Here is an 18,991-nt window from a genome sequence, read left to right as displayed (position 1 = left end):
GCTATCTCCTTTGGCGTAATCTGCCGTTCACGTGTCGGGCTCATATTTCCCTGCCGATGCGCCCTTCGCCTTGATTGAAGTCAAAGCCGCGTCGGAGCAGCAACAGGGCCATTGTCAACGAATAGTGGACGGTCAATCGCCAGATGGCGATCTTTGCTGAACGACAAAACCCGCCCATATTCACCACAAATGAACGCCGCAAAGCGGCGTCGGCTGATGCAGACGCGCAAATCCGCGTCGTCAGCACGCCGGATTCAATATGGAGATTATGATGAGTGAAATCAAACAATTCGCCCTGACGCGGCCGGCTTATGTCGGTCAGGCTCATCTTGTCGTTCACGATCTGCCGCGCATTTCGGAATTCTACCAGAAAATCATCGGCCTCTCCGTCATCGAGAAAAGCCCGAGCGGCGAGGTTCTGGGTGTCAACGGCCAGCCGCTGCTCACACTTTCCACCTCCGGCACGGTTGAACGCGCGCCGCGCAATGCCGCAGGCCTGTTCCACACCGCCTTCCTGATGCCGCGCCGCGAGGATCTGGCCCATTGGCTGGCCCATGCCGCGCACAACAATATCCAGCTTCAGGGCGCATCCGACCATCTGGTGAGTGAAGCGATCTATCTGGCCGACCCCGAAGGCAACGGCATCGAGGTCTATCGCGACCGGTCGCCGTCGGAATGGACCTACCAGCAGGACGGCACGGTGGAGATGGCCACACTCCGCCTCGACCTACAGGCGCTGTATGACAGTGCGCCGAAAACGGCGTTCGAGGGCGCCGCCGATGGAACGGCCATCGGCCACATGCATCTGCAGGTCGGCAATATTCCGCAGGCGGATGAGTTTTATCAGGATGTGCTGGGGTTGAAGATCATGGCGCGTTATCCGGGTGCCAGCTTCTTCGGCTCAGGCGCTTATCATCACCATGTGGCCGCCAATATCTGGAACAGCCGCGGCGCCACGGCCCGCACGGACAATATGACCGGCCTTTCGGGCTACTCGCTGAAGTTCAACGATAGTGCGGCGCTCGATACTGTAATGGCCGCTCTCGACCGGCTGGAAATAGCTACGGAACGGCAGAGCGACGGTATTGTTCTCAAAGATCCGTGGGGCATAGGCCTGAAGCTTTCCGCGTAAAGACCACGGGGCGGCAGAAATTTTTGCCGCTCCGGAACCGCCTCATTTTTCGAACGTTTGATGTCTTATTGGGGGACAGTTCGATGAATGAGAATGCCAGGCCGGAAAAAACCGGCATATTGGGCAATATCGGGCGGCGCGCCGCAAACGCTCCGTCGACGAAGGCCGACCCTTTCGAGGGTCTGGCGTCCGGGTCGCACCGTGACGACGCGCGCAGCCAGCAGCCGCTCGGCCGAGAAGCGCTCGATGTGGCCGTTGCATGGTCGGTGATCGGCATTTTTCTCGTCGTCATGATGGCGGTCATTCATGAATTGTCTCTGATCCTCATACCGGTGGTGCTGGCGATTGTCGTGGGCATGATCCTCGGCATCGCGGCGGAAAAGCTCAGTTCCTATGGCATTCCCGGTGCCGGTGTGGCGGTCATTCTCTCCGGACTTGTCGCGGCCGTCATGTTTTTCGTGATCAATTCGCTGATCGACCCTTTGTCGCAGCTCGCCTCCGAAGGACCAGCGCTGATCGAACGCAGTATGGACCGCTTCCTGCCCTATCTTCAAAGCATCCGATGGCTGAACATTTCGGCAGCGACCTTCAGCATGGGGTCGATTTCAATGGAGTCGCTCATTTCGCGCAGCGGCGAGATAATTTCCCTGCTCGGTTCCAACGTCACCCCCGCAGTCGTTCAGGGCATGATCTTCCTCGCCGCGCTTTTGATGTTCCTCTACAGCCGCCTGCGGCTGCGCAAGGCGATCATCATGGCCTTTCCGGCCCGGCACCAGCGGCTGAGGGCCATTCGGATCATCGCTTCGGTGGAAGAAGTGCTCGGCACCTATTTTGCCACGGCAGCGCTGATCTATGCGGCGCTGGGCGTGACGATGGTGGCGATCGCCTATTTCGGCGGGCTGGCCATGCCGCTTCTGTGGGGGCTTTTCGCCTTTCTCTCCAGCTTCGTGCCATTTCTCGGCATCACCGCCATGACGGTGTCGCTGGCGGTGGCAGGCATCATCACGCATGACAACATGGTGCTGGCATTGCTGCCATCCGCGATCTTCTTCACCATTCACCTGTTGATGGAAAACCTGGCCTTTCCGGCAGTGGTGGGCCGCAACATGGAGATCAACCCCTTCCTCGTCTTCGTGATGATCATCTTCTGGACGTGGATGTGGGGTGCTGCGGGCGCCATGCTGGCACTGCCGCTGTCGCTGATCGCCATGACAGTAACGCGCGAGCTGTTTCCTTCACGCCGCATCGTTCCAAACCTGCCGGCCTGATGGCCGGTCAGGAGGCGAGAGGGATGCGGAGCTTATCGGCCATGCGCCGCTCGTGCTCGATCAACCATTTCTTCCGCCACAGCCCACCGCCATACCCGGTCAGGCTGCCATCTGCGCCCAGCACCCGGTGGCAGGGAACGACGATGGCAATCTGGTTAGCGCCATTGGCGCGGGCGACGGCACGCACGGCGGATGGCCGTTGCATCGACGTCGCAAGCGAAGAATAGCTGACGATCTCTCCCGCCGGTATCTCCCGCAATGCGTGCCAGACATCGCGCTCGAAGGGTGTGCCGTGTCCGGCAAGCCGGGTTGCGAAGTCAGCCGAGTGCCCGGCGAAATAGGCCGCGAGTTCTGCTGCGATCTGGCCGGTGACCGGCGTCCTGCCCAGCACCATATCTGCGCCGGTGCGGGCCTTCAGCCGCTTCAATTCGGCCGGAAGCGCTGGACGGTCGGCAAATTCTAGAAGATGCAGGGCGTGATCATCGGCAACCACCAGCATCGGACCGATCGGCGTGTCGATCCAGTCGCCTTTCAGGAACCCCTTGCCCTTCATGGCGGCGGGAGAGGTGCCGAAGAACTGGTTGATGGCCGAGCGGAAACCGCTGCCGGATTCATATCCGGCATCGATCTGCGCGCCGATCACGGCTTCTCCTGATGCAAGGCTTGTCGCCGCATCTCCCAGCCGCCGCAGCCTTGCGATTTCCAGAAAACTCATGCCGAAACGGCGTTTGAAGGTGCGGCGCACGGTGGAAGGGTCATGGCCCATCGCCACCACATCCTCCTCACGCCAGCGCCGCGCCGGTTCGCTTTCCAGCGCCGTCAGAAGGGTGGTGACGGTTTCATCCGCCGTGCCATAGGAAAGCATCGGCTTGCAGCGCTTGCAGGGGCGGAAGCCAGCTTCCAGACATTCGGCGATGGTTTCGCGAAAGCGGCAGTTTTCGATCTTCGGCTTTCGCGCCGTACAGGTAAAGCGACAGAAAATCTTCGTCGAGGTCACGCACACATAGGCCACGCCCTCATAGGCGGGATCCTTGTTCACAAGGGCGGAATATAGGGTTTCGGTGTCGGGGCGTTTGAACAGCATGGGAGGATGCTAGCGCAAATTTGCGCGGTATGCCGCCGAAAAACGGGCGTGGATGTGGGATGCTCATTTCCCTCGTTCCCGTGCTTGTTACAGGAATGAGGAGAGAGCCGCCGCGCTCAATTACCCGGCGGCGTAAACGACGGGTCGTCCAGCCTTGTGAACACCACGCCGCGCGCCTTCAGCGCCAGAAGGCCCCTCACCACGCCCTCACCCGCTTCGTGGGTGGGCTGGTTGATGTGGGAGATGATGACGTCGCCGTCCTTGGCCGAAGCGATGTGCTTTGCCGTGGCGGCCGCGCCCAGAAGCGAGCCGCCATCGCCATTGACGGAATAACCCGCCACCCGCATGCCGAGCCTGTTGATGGTGGCCATGGACGAGGTGGTATATTTCGCCGTCGCACCGCGAAACCATTGCGGTTGAAGACCGGTCATGGCGACAATTGCCTGCCTGCCGCCCTCGACCTCCTGCTCGACTGCCGCTTCCGAACCGGCAGCGGCAATGCCGTAGATGGCAACGGGCTTATCCACCGCTGGCACATGGTTTTCGCCGTGGTTTTCAATCTCGAACAAATCCGGATGCGCCATCATTACGGCAAGTGCTTCGCTATTGTGCTTCAGCCAGCGGGCAGTGACGAAGATCGTCGCCGGTATCTTTTCCTGCACCAGCGTATCGAGAATGCGATGGTCGGTCTTGCCCATGCAGGCGTCCAGAGTCATCGCCACCCGCACCCTGCCGTCATGCCTCGGCGTCATTTTCAGCGTCGGCTCGACGAGACCCGTCCCCGCGAAGGCGGCAGTGGAGAGCGACAGGAAGAGAGCGGCAAAGGGCAGGCTACGCAGCATTTTTCAGTTTCCGAAGGGTAAGATGTGGCAATCCGCCTGCAAAACGCCCGAATTATGGCGCGGCTTCCAGCGTGGACAGAGCGTTCAGCACCTCTTCCACCCGCTGGCGCTCCGCGCTGGTGAGCGACAGGATTGGCCGGGGCGGCTCGCATGCCGTTACCGACAAAGCATTGGCGGCGGCGTAGACCACGCGGATACTGCCGAATTCCTTGAAAAGCGCCCAGAGCGGCTGGAAGGCCAGATCGAGCCTGCGCGTCTCCTCCGCATCCCCGGCCTGGGCGGCGCGCATCAACCGCAATGCCGGAACCGGCAGCAGGCCCGCAACGACGCTGTACCAGGCATCGCCACCGGCAAGCGTTGCTTCCGCACATCCCCAGTCGCCGCTGTAACCGATGGCGAAATCATCCGTCAGTTTCGGCCGCAGCCGCGCAAGCTCTCCCGCATAGTCGGAATCGGCCGGCAGCGGCATCTTTATGGCACGGATATTCGGAATATAGGCGAGCCTGACCAGAAGCTCATCGCTGAAGGAGAATCGCGTCGTCGTCGGGTTGTTGTAGATGGCGAGCGGCAAATCGGTTGCGCCGGCGACGGCGGCGAAATGGTGATAGGCCTCTTCCTGAGTCAGCGGCGTATAGGAAACGGGTGCCAGAAGCAGCGCATCGGCACCGGCAGCTTCGGCATCCTTCGCCAGCGCCACGGCCTCATCGGTACGCAATGCGCCGACGCCTGCCATCAATGTGCGCCTGCCCTTGAGGACGGCATGGGCTGCCTCGACCGCGCGCCGCCTCTCGGCACGCGACAGATACATATAGGTTCCGGTGCTGCCGAGAATACCGATGGAATCGACCTCCGCCGCATCCAGCCGCTCGACGAGGGCGGAAAAGGCTTGGCTATCCACCTGCCCGGCCTCGTCAGCGGGCGTGATCGGAAAAGCCGAAAGTCCCTTGAATTGCTTCGCCATGTTCTCGCCCCTCAATTCGATCGAAGGACAGCGTTACAGACCCATTGGCAGGGCGGCAAGAAAAGCGGGGTTTAAACCGGCGACCGCGGACGAAGAATTCCCCGATCAGTCATAAAGATACAACTTCTTCCACTGCTCTTCGGGAATCTTGTCGCCGACACGGTAATCGAAGGACTGGATGGAGAGGCTGTCGCTTTTCAGCTGGCACTTGTATTTGAGCTTGTACCATTCACCGGCGCTTCTGAAGACTGCACCTGACGCCTTGATCGAATTCTTGCCAACCTCGGGATCACCGAAGGTATAGGCAATGACCTTATCCGGCTTCATGCCCTTCTGCTCGGTCGCGATCCGCTCCATCGCCTCTATGTCGCAACGCTGCTCCAGACGCTCCTCGGGGGCGAGCACGTTCAGCTGCCGCATGACGTTGGCGTCTATTGCGAAAGCGGGTGTAGATGCCTGCAAGGCAAGGAAAAACGCAGAAAGAGCAGCGGGAAGAAACTTTCGCATGGGATCCTGTCAGTTTTCGTTTGTTCTTATCGATGCACGGCAGGCCGGTGGCAGGCGCGTATCATCGCTGATTTGCCGGATATTGCCAAAATGTGATCGAAAACTGACGAAATTGTGCTCAAGCCTCATTTCACCTGTGGAGATTTGAAACTTGATCGGTGGTGAGGGGCACTCTACATCTTGGGTGCCGCCCACGCATTTTTCATACGAAAGCGAGTTTCCCTTGCCGATTTTCAAGAACCTGCCCGCCGCCCCGACCGCCGAAAAACGGCCTGTCCAGGATACGCATCACGGCATCACCCGCACCGATGACTACGCATGGTTCCGGGCCGATAACTGGCAGGCCATGTTCAAGGACCCTACCCTGCTCGACCCTGCCATCCGCGCCCATCTGGAGGCCGAGAACGCCTATATGGAAGCCGCAATGGGCGACACCAAGGCGCTTCAGGAAAAGCTGTTCGAGGAGATGAAAGGCCGTATCAAGCAGGACGATTCCTCTGTTCCGGTCAATGACGGGCCCTATGCCTATGGCACGCTGTTCGTGACCGGCGGCGAGCAGCCGCATTATTTCCGCACCCCGCGTGATGGCGGCGAAAAGCACGTGCTGCTTGATGGCGACAGGGAAGCTGAAGGCAAGGATTATTTCCGTCTTGCCGGCCTCGACCAGTCTTCCGATCACAGTCACGGCATCTGGGGTTATGACGACAAGGGTTCGGAATATTTCACGCTGCGCATCCGTAATCTCGAAACCGGTGAAGACCTTGCCGATGTCGTGGAAAATACCGGCGGCGGCGGGGCATGGGCGCCTGACGGCAAGAGCTTCTTCTATACGCTGCAGGACGAAAATCACCGCCCCTCGAAGGTCTTCCACCACATCATCGGCGAGCTGCAGTCGGCCGACAGGCTGGTCTATGAGGAAAAGGACCCCGGCTTCTTCATGGGCGTTGGCGCGTCCGTGCTCGACGACTTCATCTTCATCGACATTCACGACCATGAGACCAGCGAATACCGCATTCTTTCCACCAAGGACCTGATGGCCGAGCCTGTCGTGGTTGCGGAGCGCGAGGAAGGTATCGAATATTCGATGTGCGAAGGCGGCGATGTCTTCTACATCCTCACCAATGACGGCGATGCCAAGGATTTCCGCATCATGGAAGCGCCGGTGACCGCGCCGGGCAAGGAAAACTGGAAGGAGGTCGTGCCGCACGAGCCGGGTCGCCTCATTCTCTCCGTCGATGCCTATGCCCGCCATCTGATCTGGCTGGAGCGCCGCGACGGCCTGCCGCGCATCGTTATCCGCGATCGCCGCACGGGCGAGGAACATTCCATCGCCTTTGCCGAGGAAGCCTATTCGCTTGGCTTGCATGGCGCTGCAGAATACGACACCGATGTCATCCGCTTCTCCTACTCCTCAATGACGACGCCGAGCCAGTTGTTCGACTACAATATGGTGACGCGCGACCGCACGCTGCTGAAAACGCAGGAAGTGCCTTCCGGCCATAATCCCGACGATTACATTACCCGCCGCATCATGGCGCTTGCCCATGACGGCGAGTTGGTGCCGGTCTCGCTGCTTTACCGCAAGGATGTAGCGCTCGACGGTTCGGCCCCCTGCCTGCTTTATGGCTACGGCGCCTATGGCATCACCATCCCCGCTTCCTTCTCCACCACAACGCTGTCTTTGGCAGACCGTGGCTTCATCTATGCCATCGCTCACATTCGCGGCGGCAAGGACAAGGGTTTCGAGTGGTATGAAACCGGCAAGATGAAAGACAAACAGAACACGTTTAAGGATTTCATCGCGGCTGCCGATCATCTGGTCAAGGAAGGCTTTACCTCCTACGACCGCATCATCGCGGAAGGCGGTTCGGCAGGGGGAATGCTGATGGGCGCCGTCGCCAACATGGCCCCGGAAAAATTTGCCGGCATCATCGCTGCGGTTCCCTTCGTGGACGTGCTGACGACCATGCTTGATGACACGCTGCCGCTAACCCCGCCGGAATGGCCGGAATGGGGCAATCCGCTGGAATCGGAAGAGGAATATCAGTGGATCGCCGCCTACAGCCCCTATGACAATGTCGGGGAAAAGCCCTATCCGCCACTGCTTGCGCTTTCCGGCCTCACCGACCCGCGCGTGACCTATTGGGAACCGACCAAATGGGTGGCGAAACTGCGCGAAAAGACGACGGGGGAAGCCCCGATCCTGCTAAAGACCAACATGGCGGCTGGCCATGGAGGCAAGTCGGGCCGTTTCCAGCGGCTGGAAGAAATTGCCTTCGAATATGCCTTCGCACTGAAGGTCGCGGGCAAGGACACCGTCTGACACGCTGCATGCAGAAACGGGCGGCGATCCAATCGTCGCCCGATCTTATTTTGGACGAAAATACCTGCGAAAATCTCGTTATTGAATATTTTTTCCACAAATTATCATACGCATCTTTTATTTAAATAACATCTTTATCGACATTGAATTTTTATTTCCAGTTGCTGCAACTCATAATATATCTTCCGCAAACGCAAATAATTCCCATGTATTACGTCACCGGAAAAAATGTTCCGGAAATGGAACGCATGGCTGCGTTGCGCCATTTCGCATTGCAATATCACTTTTCGGCCGTATTATCCGGGCCGTTGACATATTCATGCGCCTTTTCGTCGCCTTTCTCGCGGCAATCCTGCAGCACGTCTTGCGGATAATCTTATCGCCGGATTTTTTCGGCTTTTTCATGCGCCATGTCAGTTCGCCCTTGGCAATCCGGGCTTTGCAGTGCTCCCGCTTTGCCAATTGAAAACACTGCATCAGACTTGGAGGTCTCCCATGAAGAAACTCCTGGCCTCGACCATTCTCGTAACGGGCTTTACCATCGCTGCCGGTGCAGCAAATTCCGCCAACGCCGCAGAAACATGCGGCAGCGTCACCATCGCCGAAATGAACTGGGCGTCCGCCGGTGTTGCGGCTTACGTCGACAAGTTCATCATGGAAAACGGCTATGATTGCACGGTCAACGTCATCAGCGGCGACACCACTCCCACATTCACCTCCATGAATGAAAAGGGCCAGCCGGATATGGCGCCCGAAATGTGGGTGAATACCCTTGGCGCCCCCTATGAGGACGCCGTCAAGAAGGGCAACCTGATCCAGGAAAGCAAAATCCTGAGTGAAGGTGGCGTTGAAGGCTGGTGGATTCCCAAATATCTCGCCGACGAACACCCTGATATCAAGACAGTTGAGGACGCACTCAAGCATCCCGAGCTTTTCCCGGCGCCGGAAGACGCCAGCAAGGGTGCCGTGTTTGGCTGCCCGCCGGGCTGGGGCTGCCAGCCAACGACCGCCAACCTGTTCAAGGCACGCAAGGCCGACGAGAAGGGCTTCGCCCTGATCGATACCGGCTCCGCCGCGGGCCTCGATGGCTCGATCTCCAATGCCTATGAGAAAAAGCAGGGCTGGCTCGGCTATTATTGGTCCCCGACGGCCATTCTTGGCAAGTACGACATGGTGAAACTGGACGATGGCGTGGCACTCGACCGCGAGGCCTACGACAATTGCATCGCCAAGCCTGATTGCGCCGATCCCAAGCCAAACGCCTATCCGGTGGCAGAGGTATTCACTGTTGTCACCAAGGACTTTGCCGAGAAGGCCGGTCCTTCCATCGACTATATCCGCAAGCGGCAGTGGGACAACGAAACCGTCGCCAAGGTTCTGGCCTGGATGGATGAAAACCAGGGCACCAACGAAGACGGCGCGGAATATTTCCTCGAGAACAACGAGGATATCTGGGCGAAGTGGGTTTCGCCCGAGGTGGCGGAGAAGATCAAGGCTTCGATGTAACGCATCCGCAGGAGGGAAAAGCTTGGGTTTGTATCCGTAGCTTACCCCCCTCTGCCCTGCCGGGCATCTCCCCCTCAAGGGGGAGATCGACCTGCGGCAAGGCCTCGCTCCACTCCAACCTAGCGGATGAAGCGATGTGGCGCGTCTTGCCGATCTCCCCCCTTGAGGGGGAGATGTCCGGCAGGACAGAGGGGGGTGCCCGCACGCTCCAGCGACTCCATTCATCCAAACCAAAGGGAAAACAACAATAATGGCCCTCTGTAACTATCTGCCGGATATGCTGTGCAAGTTTCCGGCCATCGATAACGGCACGATGCGTGTGGCACGCAAGACCATCGATGACGGTTTTCGCGATATCGTGCGCAATTACGGCGATGCGATCGATGTGATCGTGCATCCGCTGCAGCTCTTTCTCAACTCCTCGGAGCGGCTGTTCATCCAGACCCCGTGGATCGTCACCATGCTGGTCATTCTGGCGATCGTGCATCTGGCCGGGCGCAGCTTCAAGATCACCGGTGGCACGGCCATCTCCCTGCTCATGATCGGCGCAGTCGGCCTCTGGCGCGACGCCATGACGACGCTTTCCATCGTCGCCATCGCCACGCTGATCGCCATCGTCATCGGCCTGCCGCTCGGCATTTTGATGGGACGCTCCGAACGGTTGCAGCGTATCATCAATCCCGTGCTCGACGTGATGCAGACCCTGCCAAGCTTCGTTTATCTCATCCCAGTGGTGGTGATTTTCGGCATCGGCAAGGTACCGGGCCTGATCGCAGTGGTGATCTACGCCATTCCGCCCGTCATCCGCCTGACCAGCCTCGGCATCCGCCTGGTAGACCGGGAAGTGCTGGAAGCCGCCGATGCCTTCGGCTCCTCCAACGGCCAGAAGCTGTTCAATGTGCAGCTGCCGCTGGCGTTGCCCACCATCATGACCGGCATCAACCAGACCATCATGATGGCACTCGCCATGGTCGTCGTCGCCTCCATGGTCGGCGTCGGCGGTCTCGGCAAGAATGTGCTGCAGGCCATCAACAACCAGTTTTTCACGGTGGGCTTCCTGAACGGTTTCGCTCTGGTCGCCATCGCCATCATGTTCGACCGGGCAAGCCAGGCTTTCGGCAAGCGCCTGCAGAAATACCGCGAGGTCTCCCATGGCTAAAAGCATCGAAATCAGGAATCTTTACAAGATCTTCGGCAAGCATCCCGAGAAGTACCTCGAAGCGGTGCGATCAGGCATGGATAAGGTCGAGCTGAACGACAAACACAACCATGTGCTCGGTCTCAACAACATCAACATCACCATGCCGGGCGGCAAGATCACCGTGGTCATGGGACTTTCCGGTTCCGGCAAGTCGACGCTGATCCGCCACATCAACCGGCTGATCGACCCGACCGCAGGTGAGGTTCTCTACGACGGCGAGGACATTTGCGGCATGAGCACTTCGGCGCTGCGGAAATTCCGCCGTCACAAAACGGCGATGGTGTTCCAGAAATTCGGCCTCCTGCCGCATCGTACCGTGCTGGAAAACAGCGTCTACGGCCTCGATATTCAGGGCATGCCACGCAAGGACAGCGAAGAGAAAGGCCGTTACTGGCTGGATCGTGTCGGTCTTGCCGGCTATGAGGATTATTATCCGAACCAGCTTTCCGGCGGTATGCAGCAGCGCGTCGGCCTTGCCCGCGCGCTTGCCAACGATGCCGATATTCTCCTGATGGACGAGGCTTATTCGGCTCTCGATCCGCTGATCCGTGTCGATATGCAGACGATGCTGCTCGACCTTCAGCAGGAGCTGAAAAAGACCGTGGTGTTCATCACTCACGATCTGGATGAGGCTTTGCGGCTCGGCGACCACATTGCCATTCTGAAAGACGGCGAAGTGGTGCAGCAGGGCGACGGCCAGAGCATCATCCTTTCCCCTGCGGATGGTTACGTCACCGACTTCGTGCGCGACGTCAACCGCAGCCGCGTGCTTCAGGCGACCACCGTGATGGAACCGCTGACGGCGAAACCCGAGGGCATGTCGGTGCCGGAAAACGCGACTCTGGAAACCATCGCCCGCGATATGTCGGAGGCGAACGAAACCAGCGCCCATGTGGTGGATGAAGACGGCAAGCCAGTCGGCGCCATCGGCCTCGACACGCTGGTGGCGGCGATGGTCACGCCGGCACCTCAGGAGGCGGAGGCCGGGGCGGCAGTCGTGGAGGAAGCGGAAAAAATCCCGGAACCGGCGGCGCCTGTGGAGAAGGAAACCGCGTAATCCGGCACCAACAGGATTTGCCTTTCTTTCAGAGGACCGAAAAAGCCCCAGCCCCGCTGCGCAAAAGACATCGGAGCTGCCTGGCCGCGTCCAAACTCTTTCGTCATACCGGCCTAGAGCCGGCATGACGGGAGTTGGGGTGTTTGGCGCCAGAGTTTGAGCGGCACAACAGGGTCGCCATGGCGAGCACGACGCGAAGTGTGGGCAAGGCCGGTAACGCCCGCCTTCCCATCCAACCATGCAAAAACGAAGCACCCCTTTGCCACGTGTCAAGCCGGGAACGACATTGCAATGCAGCAAGCGCAAGCTTCGGGCAAGCCGCCGCCGTTAACCATTTGTTAACTTTTGAACGCGGAATCACTGGCATGCAGATCGAAAGCAATATTGGCGGATACAATTATCAGGCTCGTGTCCGCGACATCGAAAAACCCGGCAGCGCGCAGAGCGCGCCCGAGGAACAGGCCGTTAAACGCGGCCCCGGCAACCCTACCGTTTCCAGTACCGTTCTTTCCCGTTCGCTGGCAAACGTGCTGTGGGCCGTCGGCAATGGCAGCGCGCCGGCCCACACGCAGGCTGCGACCTCCGCAGAGGACAAGGCAGAAGCGCAGGCCGAATGGGTGCGCAGCGCCTATTCCGAATACGAATAGATGATTCCGATCAGGCCCTTGCCGGGCTGACCTCCACCGTTACATGTGAGAGTTCATGTATGGCTGCAAGCTTCTGCTTGTAGAAAGCCGGCGCCTTCGGCACCTGCGAGTGGATGGCGACAATGGCGGCGTGATGCCCCGGCCCCACCTGCCAGACGTGCAGGTCGGTGATGCGATCTTCTTCCGTTTCCACGCTTTCACGGATTTCCTGCGGCAAGTCCTCCGTCAGCGGAACCGCATCAACCAGCGTCGTTGCCGTGGAGCGAATGAGCCCCCATGACCAGCGGGCAATCACCACGCCGCCGACAATACCCATCAACGGATCGAGGAAGGACCAGCCGTTCCACTTGCCGAGCAGCAGCGCGACAATGGCGAGAACGGAAGTCAGCGCATCGGCGAGTACATGCAGATAGGCTGCGCGCAGATTATTGTCCCTGCCGCCCTTCGCACCGTGCTCGCCGTGATGCGCGTGCGAGCCGTGATCGTGATGGGCGTGGCTGCCATGGCCGTGATGGGCATGCGAACCATGTGCGTGACCATGGCCATGGCCATGGCCGTGATCGTGGTCATCCTTCAACAGCACGGCGCTGACGAGATTGACGATAAGACCGATGAGGGCGACGAGGATCGCCTGACTGAAGTCGATCTGAACAGGATTGAAAAGCCGCATCGCACTTTCAACGGCGATGAGCAGCGCCACCACCGCCAGAACGATGGCGCTGGCAAAACCGGCGAGATCACCGAACTTGCCGGTGCCGAACGTGAAGCGCGGATTGCGCGCCTCACGCCGGGCATAGAGATAGGCCAGCGCCGAGATGAGCATTGCGCCCGCATGGGTGGACATGTGCCAGCCATCCGCCGTCAGCGCCATGGAACCGAACCAGTGGCCGGCGACGATCTCCGCCACCATCATGACTGTGGTCAGCGCAATCACCATCCACACGCGCTTTTCATTGCGCTCATGGTTCCGGCCTAGGAAAACATGGTCGTGGCCGGACGCTGCGGAAAATTCGGATGTCGTCGTCATGTCGCTAATCCTGTTCGATCCTGGAATATTCTGTTTCACGCATGTCTTTTCCCAAAGCCGCGGACACTTTTGGGAGAGAGGTTAGCGGATGTAGGTCTTCAGCACCTGGGCCAGCTCTTCCGCCGCACGCGCCCGCTCGTCTTCATTTTCGGCGTGCACGACGTGCTCGTGCAGATGTTCCTGCATCACCTCCCCCGTCAGGCCGGAAAGCGCACCGCGCACCGAGGCCAGCAATTGCAGCACCTCGCCGCAGGGCTTGGAATCGTCCAAAGCACGCTCCACCGCCTCCATCTGCCCCTTGAGGCGACGGATGCGAGCGAGAAGCTTCTCCTTGTTGCGGATCGTATGGGACATGAGTACCTCATATACTATAGGGGGGTATACTATATTGCGATGTTTTTTGGTTCAAGCCCTGCGCGACGCAATCTTCGCGAATGTTTCGACCCCTAAAAATACCCCATGAAACTTAGGGGACTCAGTCATGACGACTATCGCAGCAACTACCAGCAGCTATTACGCAACTCCGGTCCGGACCCTTGAGCCGACAAAGACCAGGGAAACCAACGCAACCACCGAGGCCCTGCTGGAACTGACACGGGCGGCACACCGCGCGATTTCCAGCGCCGAGAGCGTTGCCGTTTCCGCCGCACCTGCCGCCGCCAGCGTTTCCGCCGGACTTGCCGCAGCACTTTGGAACCTGGACAGCGGCGCACAGGCCAGAGCCGAACCGGCGGTAGAGATCGCTGCATCAGCGCAGCCTGACGCCACCTCCAGCATCGAGACAGAAGTTCTCAAAGCCCTGGCGCAGGCACTCGGCGTGGATGCCGCCGCCTGACACCCATTGAACGGCAGGCTGAAAAGCTATATCTCTAGAGACTAGAGCATCCGGTTCGTTCTTGTCCCGGCTGCTCTTGAGGATATGGAGAAGGCAATGCTGTCCATCGGTGAATTGTCCAAACGTACCGGCGTGAAGGTTCCGACGATCCGCTATTATGAGCAGATGGGCCTCATCCGCGAGGCAGACCGCTCGGAAGGCAACCAGCGCCGTTACGAAAAATCCGATCTCGAAAGGCTGGCTTTCATCCGCCATGCCCGCGATATCGGGCTCAATATCGACGCCATCAGAGAATTGATCGCGCTCAGCCAGCACCGGCAAATGCCGTGCGAGGGTGCGGACCGCATTGCCGCCGAACACCTCGCCCATGTGCGCGAGAAAATCAGCAGCCTCAAGAAGCTCGAGCATGAGCTGGAACGTATCGTCTCCCATTGCCATGGTCATTCGATCGAGGATTGTTACGTCATCCGCGCACTTTCCGACCATGGCATGTGCGAAGGGGAGCATTGAGGCTGAAGAGCAGGCTTGACAGATTTCAGATTCGAGCGCATTGCATGGACATGATCAACGAACGCGCACCCATCTCCTGCTCGTACTTTTGGGCCTACCTGTAAAGGGCGGCTCGACAGATCATTTTGTCAACAAGCCGCCGTCAGGCGGCTTTGTTGTTTTTCAAGCGTCCTGACGGCACCGATAAAACCGAAGGACCAGAAAAATGACCGAAGATAGTTCCCTTACACTGGAAAGACCGCCCGTCGTCATCATTCGTGGCGCACGCAAGACCGATTTGCCTGAGCTCAATGAGATGATCACCCTGCTTGCCACCTTTCATGGCGATGCGGCGGCGATTACGCCGGCGAAACTGGAACGCGACCTGTTCGGCCCGCTTCCCTGGGTGCATGGGCTGGTGGCGGAAGCCGACGGCGCATTGATCGGTTACGCCCTGATGCTGCCGCTCTACAGGGCGCAGGAAGGCCGCCGCGGGCTTGAGCTGCACCATCTTTTCGTGCGTGACGGTCACCGCGGCCATGGCACCGGCCAGCACCTGGTTTCCCGCGCCCGCGATATCGCCAAGCGCCTCGGTTGCGACTATCTTTCCGTCAGCGCCACGACCGGCAATGTCGCCGCGCATCGTTTCTACGAAAGCATGGATTTCGCGCCGCGCCCGGTCACCGGCATGCGCTACATGCAGTCTATCGCCTGATTGCAACCTTCGGAGACGGCCATGACACGGATTGCCATTGCGCTTGCGCAGGATTTTGCGGACTGGGAACCGGCGCTGCTTGCCGCCGCCGCGCGCGGCTATCTCGGCGTCGAGATCGTTTATGCAACCCCGGACGGCCGGCCCGTGGTTTCAATGGGCGGGCTCAACGTTACGCCCAACACATCCTATGACGCGCTTGATCCTGCTAACATCGATGCGCTCGTCATTCCCGGCGGCCTCAGCTGGGAAAAGGGAACGGCTGTCGATCTTGGCGGGCTGGTACAGCGGTTTCGCGAGAAGGGCCGACTGGTTGCCGGCATCTGCGCGGCTGCCAGCGCGCTTGCAGGCACGGGCGCCCTTGATGACGTCGCCCATACCGGCAATTCGCTCGCCTCTCACAAGGCCTATCCGTCCTATCGCGGCGAAGCGCTCTATCGCGACCAGCCGAAGGCGGTCAGCGATGGCGGCATCGTAACCGCAGCCGGCAGTGCACCCGTCAGTTTCGCAGTGGAAATTCTGAAACACCTCGGCCTCTTTGGTCCGGAAGCCGAGGCGGAACTTGGAATTTTTGCGGCGGAGCACCGGTGAGGCTCACCTTGGTGTCGAGAGTTTTGCGGATCCTCCCACCTCATTCCTGTGCTTGTCACAGGAATGAGGTGGTGGGGAAGTTAAGCCGCGAGACCATCACAAATCACCCCTGATCAAGCACCCGGCAGACACGGGGCGCGACATCCCCGCCCTCCCCCGCAATCGCACGGCGGATATCGCGGCTGTTGAGATGCAGACTGCGACCGGCCGGCAAAGCCGAGCGCTTGATCTTGGCAAGGGCTGCGGCCGTAAAGGCAGCCTCATTCTCATGAAAATAGGCGAGCGCCGCTTCCCGTTCCGGGCTGACGCCGAGGACTGCCTTGAAGGCAAGGCGATGCACGGCGCAGAAAGCGCCGTGACCGGGAACGGCAAAACGCAGCGCGTCGAGTTCCTCACTCCATTCGGCTGCGTCCTGCATGGTTTCAAGCCTGCTGGAAGCGCTTCAGGAAAAACGCGCTCAATGTTCCGAGCAAGGCCCAGAAGACAAAGCTGGTCACGGTGGCGGCAACGATGAACTGTCGTTCCAGCGGCAGCGGTGCCAGCGCATGTTCACCTTCCGGCGGCAGGGGCGCGCCCACCACATGTGGTGCAACGATCAACACCAGTGCGAGCACGATTGCCCAGGGTTCGCGGCGGAATGCGATCAGCGCAATGCCGCCTGCGGTCGCCGCAACCGTCGAAAGCCACCAGATTTGACGCGCCTCAAGCGCGGCCGCCGGGCTGCCCGGTAGTTCCGGCGGCAGGCCGATCATCGGCGCAAGCATGACGGCGGCAAAACCGGCCACACCCCACAAAAGGCCTTCGCGCCAGCCGGCATCGGTGCCGCGCAGCGAGATGAGGCCGGTCAGCACCAGCGCATAACCGATGGCGGTCAGCACGTTGGCGGCGACCGTATAGGCGGTGCGCTCGAAGCCGTCGGCTGGAGACCAGGCTTCCTCGTTATGCTCGTGCGCGGGAACGGCAGCGCCGGTCGTGGCCGGAGCATCATGGCTGTGGGGCGCTTCGCCACCGGCATTTTCATAGGTTTCCGCCTTCAGGATCAGCGGCGTGGTGCCGAAAGCCTGCATGGCCGAAACGGCGAAGCCGCCAACGATGCCGACGAGGACGGCGGTAAAAACGATATTGCGAAAGAACGACATGCTTCCCACCTCAATGGCAAGGGAAAGCATTGGCATGACGTGTGTCATGCGCGGCGTTGTGAACGGCTTCCACATGCGAAAAGCCGACAAAACCGACGACGAACAGACCAAGCACGATCGCCGTCAGCGATTGCGCGAAGCTGCCCGTTTTTGCTGGAACGGCGGCATTTGCCGTATTCTGGTTGATGGACATGGTGACCCCTCTTACGGCGCGACCCCGCGCCTTTAGACGCGGCGGAACGGCAAACGCCGTGCAGCCGCATGCGATACACTTCACCACGGGGATACGAGACTGACACAGGGCGGCACGTTCAAGCACCACCACCCTGAAATTCCGCTCTTCCGGACACCCCGCCGGCATGGACATTTCCGTGATGGCAGGTCTCCTGGCTTACGGGTCAAAACCTGAAACACCTTCCCGGCATTGCCCTCGCCCATATCCGGCGAGATGCTTACCAGTGGCATTTCGTTTCAGGCTCTCCGCTCACAGTTGCGGGGGCAGCCACGAATGAGGATGTCTCCCTATCGTGTTCCCTTTTCACCTTCCGGAACGCCCGGAAGGAACCATCACAGGATCGTTATCCGATGGGTGTGGGTGGGAGTCAATGGCAGGCCGGCGTGAGAATTGCGCGCCGTGGCTGGATGCCGGATCAAGTCAGGCATGACGGCAAAGGGCTACCGTGCCGGGATGGCCTTCAGATAGGCGGCGATCGCATTGCGGTCTTCGGCCGTCAGATGCGCCATGTTCTGCTGCACCTTGACCATGGAGCCGCCGACGCTGTCGAATTCCGGGGTGAAGCCGGTTTCCAGATAGTTGGCAATATCGGCCGCCTCCCAGCTTCCGACGCTCTGCGAGCCGGGGGTAATATCGGGAATGCGGCCCTCGCCTTCGGGATTTGGACCACCGGCCAGCCATTTGCCATCGAGAAAACCGCCAAGCGCATTGCGCGGCGTGTGACATTCGCCGCAATGGCCCGGGCCTTCCACCAGATATTGGCCGCGCAGCAATTCGGCATTGGCATCGGCAAGCTCGACGCGGGGTGGCGCGGATGTATCGAAATAGAGGAATTTCCAGCCGCCCAATGCCATGCGCATGTTGAAGGGGAACGGCAGTTCGTGATCCGGCGCGTCATTCTGGCTGGCGGGCAGAACCCGCAGATAACCGAAGAGGTCGTTGATGTCCTTCTGCGTCATGCGGGCATAGGAGGCGTAAGGGAAGGACGGGTAGAGATGTTCGCCGTTCTTGCCGACGCCGCGCGTCATCGCATCGCCGAATTCCGAAAGCGTCCAGCCGCCAATGCCATGCTGCGGATCGGAGGAAATATTGGGCACATGAAAGGTGCCGAAGGGGCTTTTCAACGCTTGCCCGCCCGAAAGCGTCAAAAGCGCATCGCCCTTGGCATCTGGTGCCGCATGGCAACTTGCGCAGCCGCCCGCCCAGAACAGCGTTTCGCCATTGGCAAGGTCCGGCTCGCCAAGGCTCACCCAGTGGCTGGGTGCCTGACGCACAGGCGCGGTGACCCAGGCGAAAATGCCGAAACCGGCAATGGCCGCCACCGCGATCCCGCCCGCGAGCTTCGTCCAAATGGAGGCCATGACCCCTCTCCCCATTATCACCTGATGAGATCAGGCATCATTCCCGCTGAAAAAAACGCCGCCGGGAAGCGGCG

22 protein-coding genes and 1 riboswitch are annotated in these 18,991 nt (G+C 59.8%); of the genes, 11 read left to right on the top strand and 11 right to left on the bottom strand.

Translation table 11 applies throughout. The annotated features are described in order from the left end of the window. Positions 1 to 40: 40 nt before the first annotated feature. A complete protein-coding gene (locus tag ACZ5A6_RS03005) occupies positions 41 to 289 on the bottom strand; it encodes a hypothetical protein (RefSeq protein WP_139322509.1) in 249 nt (82 codons plus the stop codon). On the opposite strand from ACZ5A6_RS03005, the gene ACZ5A6_RS03000 reads away from it, so the two are divergent. Both ACZ5A6_RS03000 and ACZ5A6_RS02995 read left to right on the top strand, forming a co-directional pair. After that, a complete protein-coding gene (locus tag ACZ5A6_RS03000) occupies positions 272 to 1,132 on the top strand; it encodes a VOC family protein (protein WP_174061543.1) in 861 nt (286 codons plus the stop codon). The genes ACZ5A6_RS03005 and ACZ5A6_RS03000 overlap by 18 nt on opposite strands. 83 nt (positions 1,133 to 1,215) lie before the next feature. Then, on the top strand, positions 1,216 to 2,400 hold the full coding sequence (locus ACZ5A6_RS02995; protein WP_003512001.1) for an AI-2E family transporter: 1,185 nt from the start codon (positions 1,216 to 1,218) through the stop codon (positions 2,398 to 2,400). A gap of 7 nt (positions 2,401 to 2,407) precedes the next feature. Here ACZ5A6_RS02995 and ACZ5A6_RS02990 read toward each other — a convergent pair whose 3' ends face one another. The 4 genes from ACZ5A6_RS02990 to ACZ5A6_RS02975 form a co-directional block, all read right to left on the bottom strand. Beyond that, positions 2,408 to 3,484, bottom strand: coding sequence for a bifunctional transcriptional activator/DNA repair enzyme AdaA (locus tag ACZ5A6_RS02990; RefSeq protein WP_013635694.1), 1,077 nt, complete (start codon positions 3,482 to 3,484; stop codon positions 2,408 to 2,410). A 116-nt stretch (positions 3,485 to 3,600) separates the two neighbouring features. Next, positions 3,601 to 4,326: a polysaccharide deacetylase family protein gene (locus ACZ5A6_RS02985; RefSeq protein ID WP_013635693.1), complete on the bottom strand. Its 726-nt coding sequence runs from the start codon at positions 4,324 to 4,326 to the stop codon at positions 3,601 to 3,603. Between the two features lie 52 nt (positions 4,327 to 4,378). After that, positions 4,379 to 5,287, bottom strand: a complete 909-nt coding sequence (locus ACZ5A6_RS02980) for a dihydrodipicolinate synthase family protein (protein ID WP_111803563.1) — start codon at positions 5,285 to 5,287, stop codon at positions 4,379 to 4,381. Between the two features lie 105 nt (positions 5,288 to 5,392). Continuing rightward, complete coding sequence (locus tag ACZ5A6_RS02975; RefSeq protein WP_003511997.1) at positions 5,393 to 5,794, bottom strand: DUF930 domain-containing protein; 402 nt, start codon at positions 5,792 to 5,794, stop codon at positions 5,393 to 5,395. Positions 5,795 to 6,017: 223 nt separating this feature from the next. Here ACZ5A6_RS02975 and ACZ5A6_RS02970 point away from each other — a divergent pair, with 223 nt between their 5' ends. From ACZ5A6_RS02970 to ACZ5A6_RS02950, 5 genes are all read left to right on the top strand, one after another. After that, positions 6,018 to 8,117 carry a S9 family peptidase gene (locus tag ACZ5A6_RS02970; RefSeq protein ID WP_174061544.1) on the top strand — a complete coding sequence of 700 codons (2,100 nt, stop codon included), beginning with the start codon at positions 6,018 to 6,020 and terminating at the stop codon, positions 8,115 to 8,117. A gap of 495 nt (positions 8,118 to 8,612) precedes the next feature. Further along, complete coding sequence (locus ACZ5A6_RS02965; protein ID WP_174061545.1) at positions 8,613 to 9,623, top strand: ABC transporter substrate-binding protein; 1,011 nt, start codon at positions 8,613 to 8,615, stop codon at positions 9,621 to 9,623. A gap of 250 nt (positions 9,624 to 9,873) precedes the next feature. Continuing rightward, positions 9,874 to 10,782, top strand: a complete 909-nt coding sequence (locus tag ACZ5A6_RS02960; RefSeq protein ID WP_003511991.1) for an ABC transporter permease — start codon at positions 9,874 to 9,876, stop codon at positions 10,780 to 10,782. Further along, positions 10,775 to 11,881: a quaternary amine ABC transporter ATP-binding protein gene (locus tag ACZ5A6_RS02955; RefSeq protein ID WP_112751923.1), complete on the top strand. Its 1,107-nt coding sequence runs from the start codon at positions 10,775 to 10,777 to the stop codon at positions 11,879 to 11,881. The genes ACZ5A6_RS02960 and ACZ5A6_RS02955 overlap by 8 nt, the downstream gene beginning before the upstream one ends. A 365-nt stretch (positions 11,882 to 12,246) precedes the next feature. Beyond that, positions 12,247 to 12,528: a hypothetical protein gene (locus tag ACZ5A6_RS02950; RefSeq protein WP_003511987.1), complete on the top strand. Its 282-nt coding sequence runs from the start codon at positions 12,247 to 12,249 to the stop codon at positions 12,526 to 12,528. Between the two features lie 10 nt (positions 12,529 to 12,538). Here the strand turns inward: ACZ5A6_RS02950 and dmeF are convergent, their stop codons facing one another. Next, the gene (gene dmeF, locus ACZ5A6_RS02945) at positions 12,539 to 13,555 is read right to left on the bottom strand and encodes a CDF family Co(II)/Ni(II) efflux transporter DmeF (protein WP_112751922.1); all 1,017 of its coding nucleotides are present in this window, start codon (positions 13,553 to 13,555) and stop codon (positions 12,539 to 12,541) included. A gap of 81 nt (positions 13,556 to 13,636) precedes the next feature. Beyond that, entirely contained in the window at positions 13,637 to 13,909 is a 273-nt protein-coding gene (gene dmeR / locus ACZ5A6_RS02940) for a Ni(II)/Co(II)-sensing transcriptional repressor DmeR (protein ID WP_003494395.1), read from the bottom strand. A gap of 127 nt (positions 13,910 to 14,036) precedes the next feature. Between dmeR and ACZ5A6_RS02935 the strand changes: the two genes are divergently transcribed. The 4 genes from ACZ5A6_RS02935 to ACZ5A6_RS02920 all read left to right on the top strand — a co-directional run bounded on the left by ACZ5A6_RS02935 (position 14,037) and on the right by ACZ5A6_RS02920 (position 16,182). After that, positions 14,037 to 14,390, top strand: coding sequence for a hypothetical protein (locus ACZ5A6_RS02935; protein ID WP_174061547.1), 354 nt, complete (start codon positions 14,037 to 14,039; stop codon positions 14,388 to 14,390). Between the two features lie 96 nt (positions 14,391 to 14,486). After that, entirely contained in the window at positions 14,487 to 14,900 is a 414-nt protein-coding gene (locus tag ACZ5A6_RS02930) for a MerR family transcriptional regulator (protein ID WP_025592768.1), read from the top strand. A gap of 205 nt (positions 14,901 to 15,105) precedes the next feature. Continuing rightward, entirely contained in the window at positions 15,106 to 15,594 is a 489-nt protein-coding gene (locus ACZ5A6_RS02925) for a GNAT family N-acetyltransferase (RefSeq protein ID WP_003511975.1), read from the top strand. 21 nt (positions 15,595 to 15,615) lie between these two features. After that, the gene (locus ACZ5A6_RS02920; protein ID WP_112681515.1) at positions 15,616 to 16,182 is read left to right on the top strand and encodes a type 1 glutamine amidotransferase family protein; all 567 of its coding nucleotides are present in this window, start codon (positions 15,616 to 15,618) and stop codon (positions 16,180 to 16,182) included. Between the two features lie 103 nt (positions 16,183 to 16,285). Here ACZ5A6_RS02920 and ACZ5A6_RS02915 read toward each other — a convergent pair whose 3' ends face one another. The 4 genes from ACZ5A6_RS02915 to ACZ5A6_RS02900 form a co-directional block, all read right to left on the bottom strand. Then, positions 16,286 to 16,600: a hypothetical protein gene (locus ACZ5A6_RS02915; RefSeq protein ID WP_080799128.1), complete on the bottom strand. Its 315-nt coding sequence runs from the start codon at positions 16,598 to 16,600 to the stop codon at positions 16,286 to 16,288. Positions 16,601 to 16,604: 4 nt separating this feature from the next. Beyond that, the gene (locus ACZ5A6_RS02910; RefSeq protein ID WP_065702657.1) at positions 16,605 to 17,321 is read right to left on the bottom strand and encodes a CbtA family protein; all 717 of its coding nucleotides are present in this window, start codon (positions 17,319 to 17,321) and stop codon (positions 16,605 to 16,607) included. Positions 17,322 to 17,331: 10 nt separating this feature from the next. Beyond that, the gene (locus ACZ5A6_RS02905) at positions 17,332 to 17,514 is read right to left on the bottom strand and encodes a CbtB domain-containing protein (RefSeq protein ID WP_464111074.1); all 183 of its coding nucleotides are present in this window, start codon (positions 17,512 to 17,514) and stop codon (positions 17,332 to 17,334) included. Positions 17,515 to 17,680: 166 nt separating this feature from the next. Beyond that, positions 17,681 to 17,905: riboswitch (cobalamin riboswitch) on the bottom strand. Positions 17,906 to 17,996: 91 nt separating this feature from the next. Next, positions 17,997 to 18,917 carry a c-type cytochrome gene (locus ACZ5A6_RS02900; protein WP_003511962.1) on the bottom strand — a complete coding sequence of 307 codons (921 nt, stop codon included), beginning with the start codon at positions 18,915 to 18,917 and terminating at the stop codon, positions 17,997 to 17,999. Positions 18,918 to 18,991 lie beyond the last annotated feature (74 nt).

The organism is Agrobacterium sp. 6Ca8 (assembly GCF_055382765.1).
This window is presented reverse-complemented; position numbering and strand designations above follow the sequence as displayed.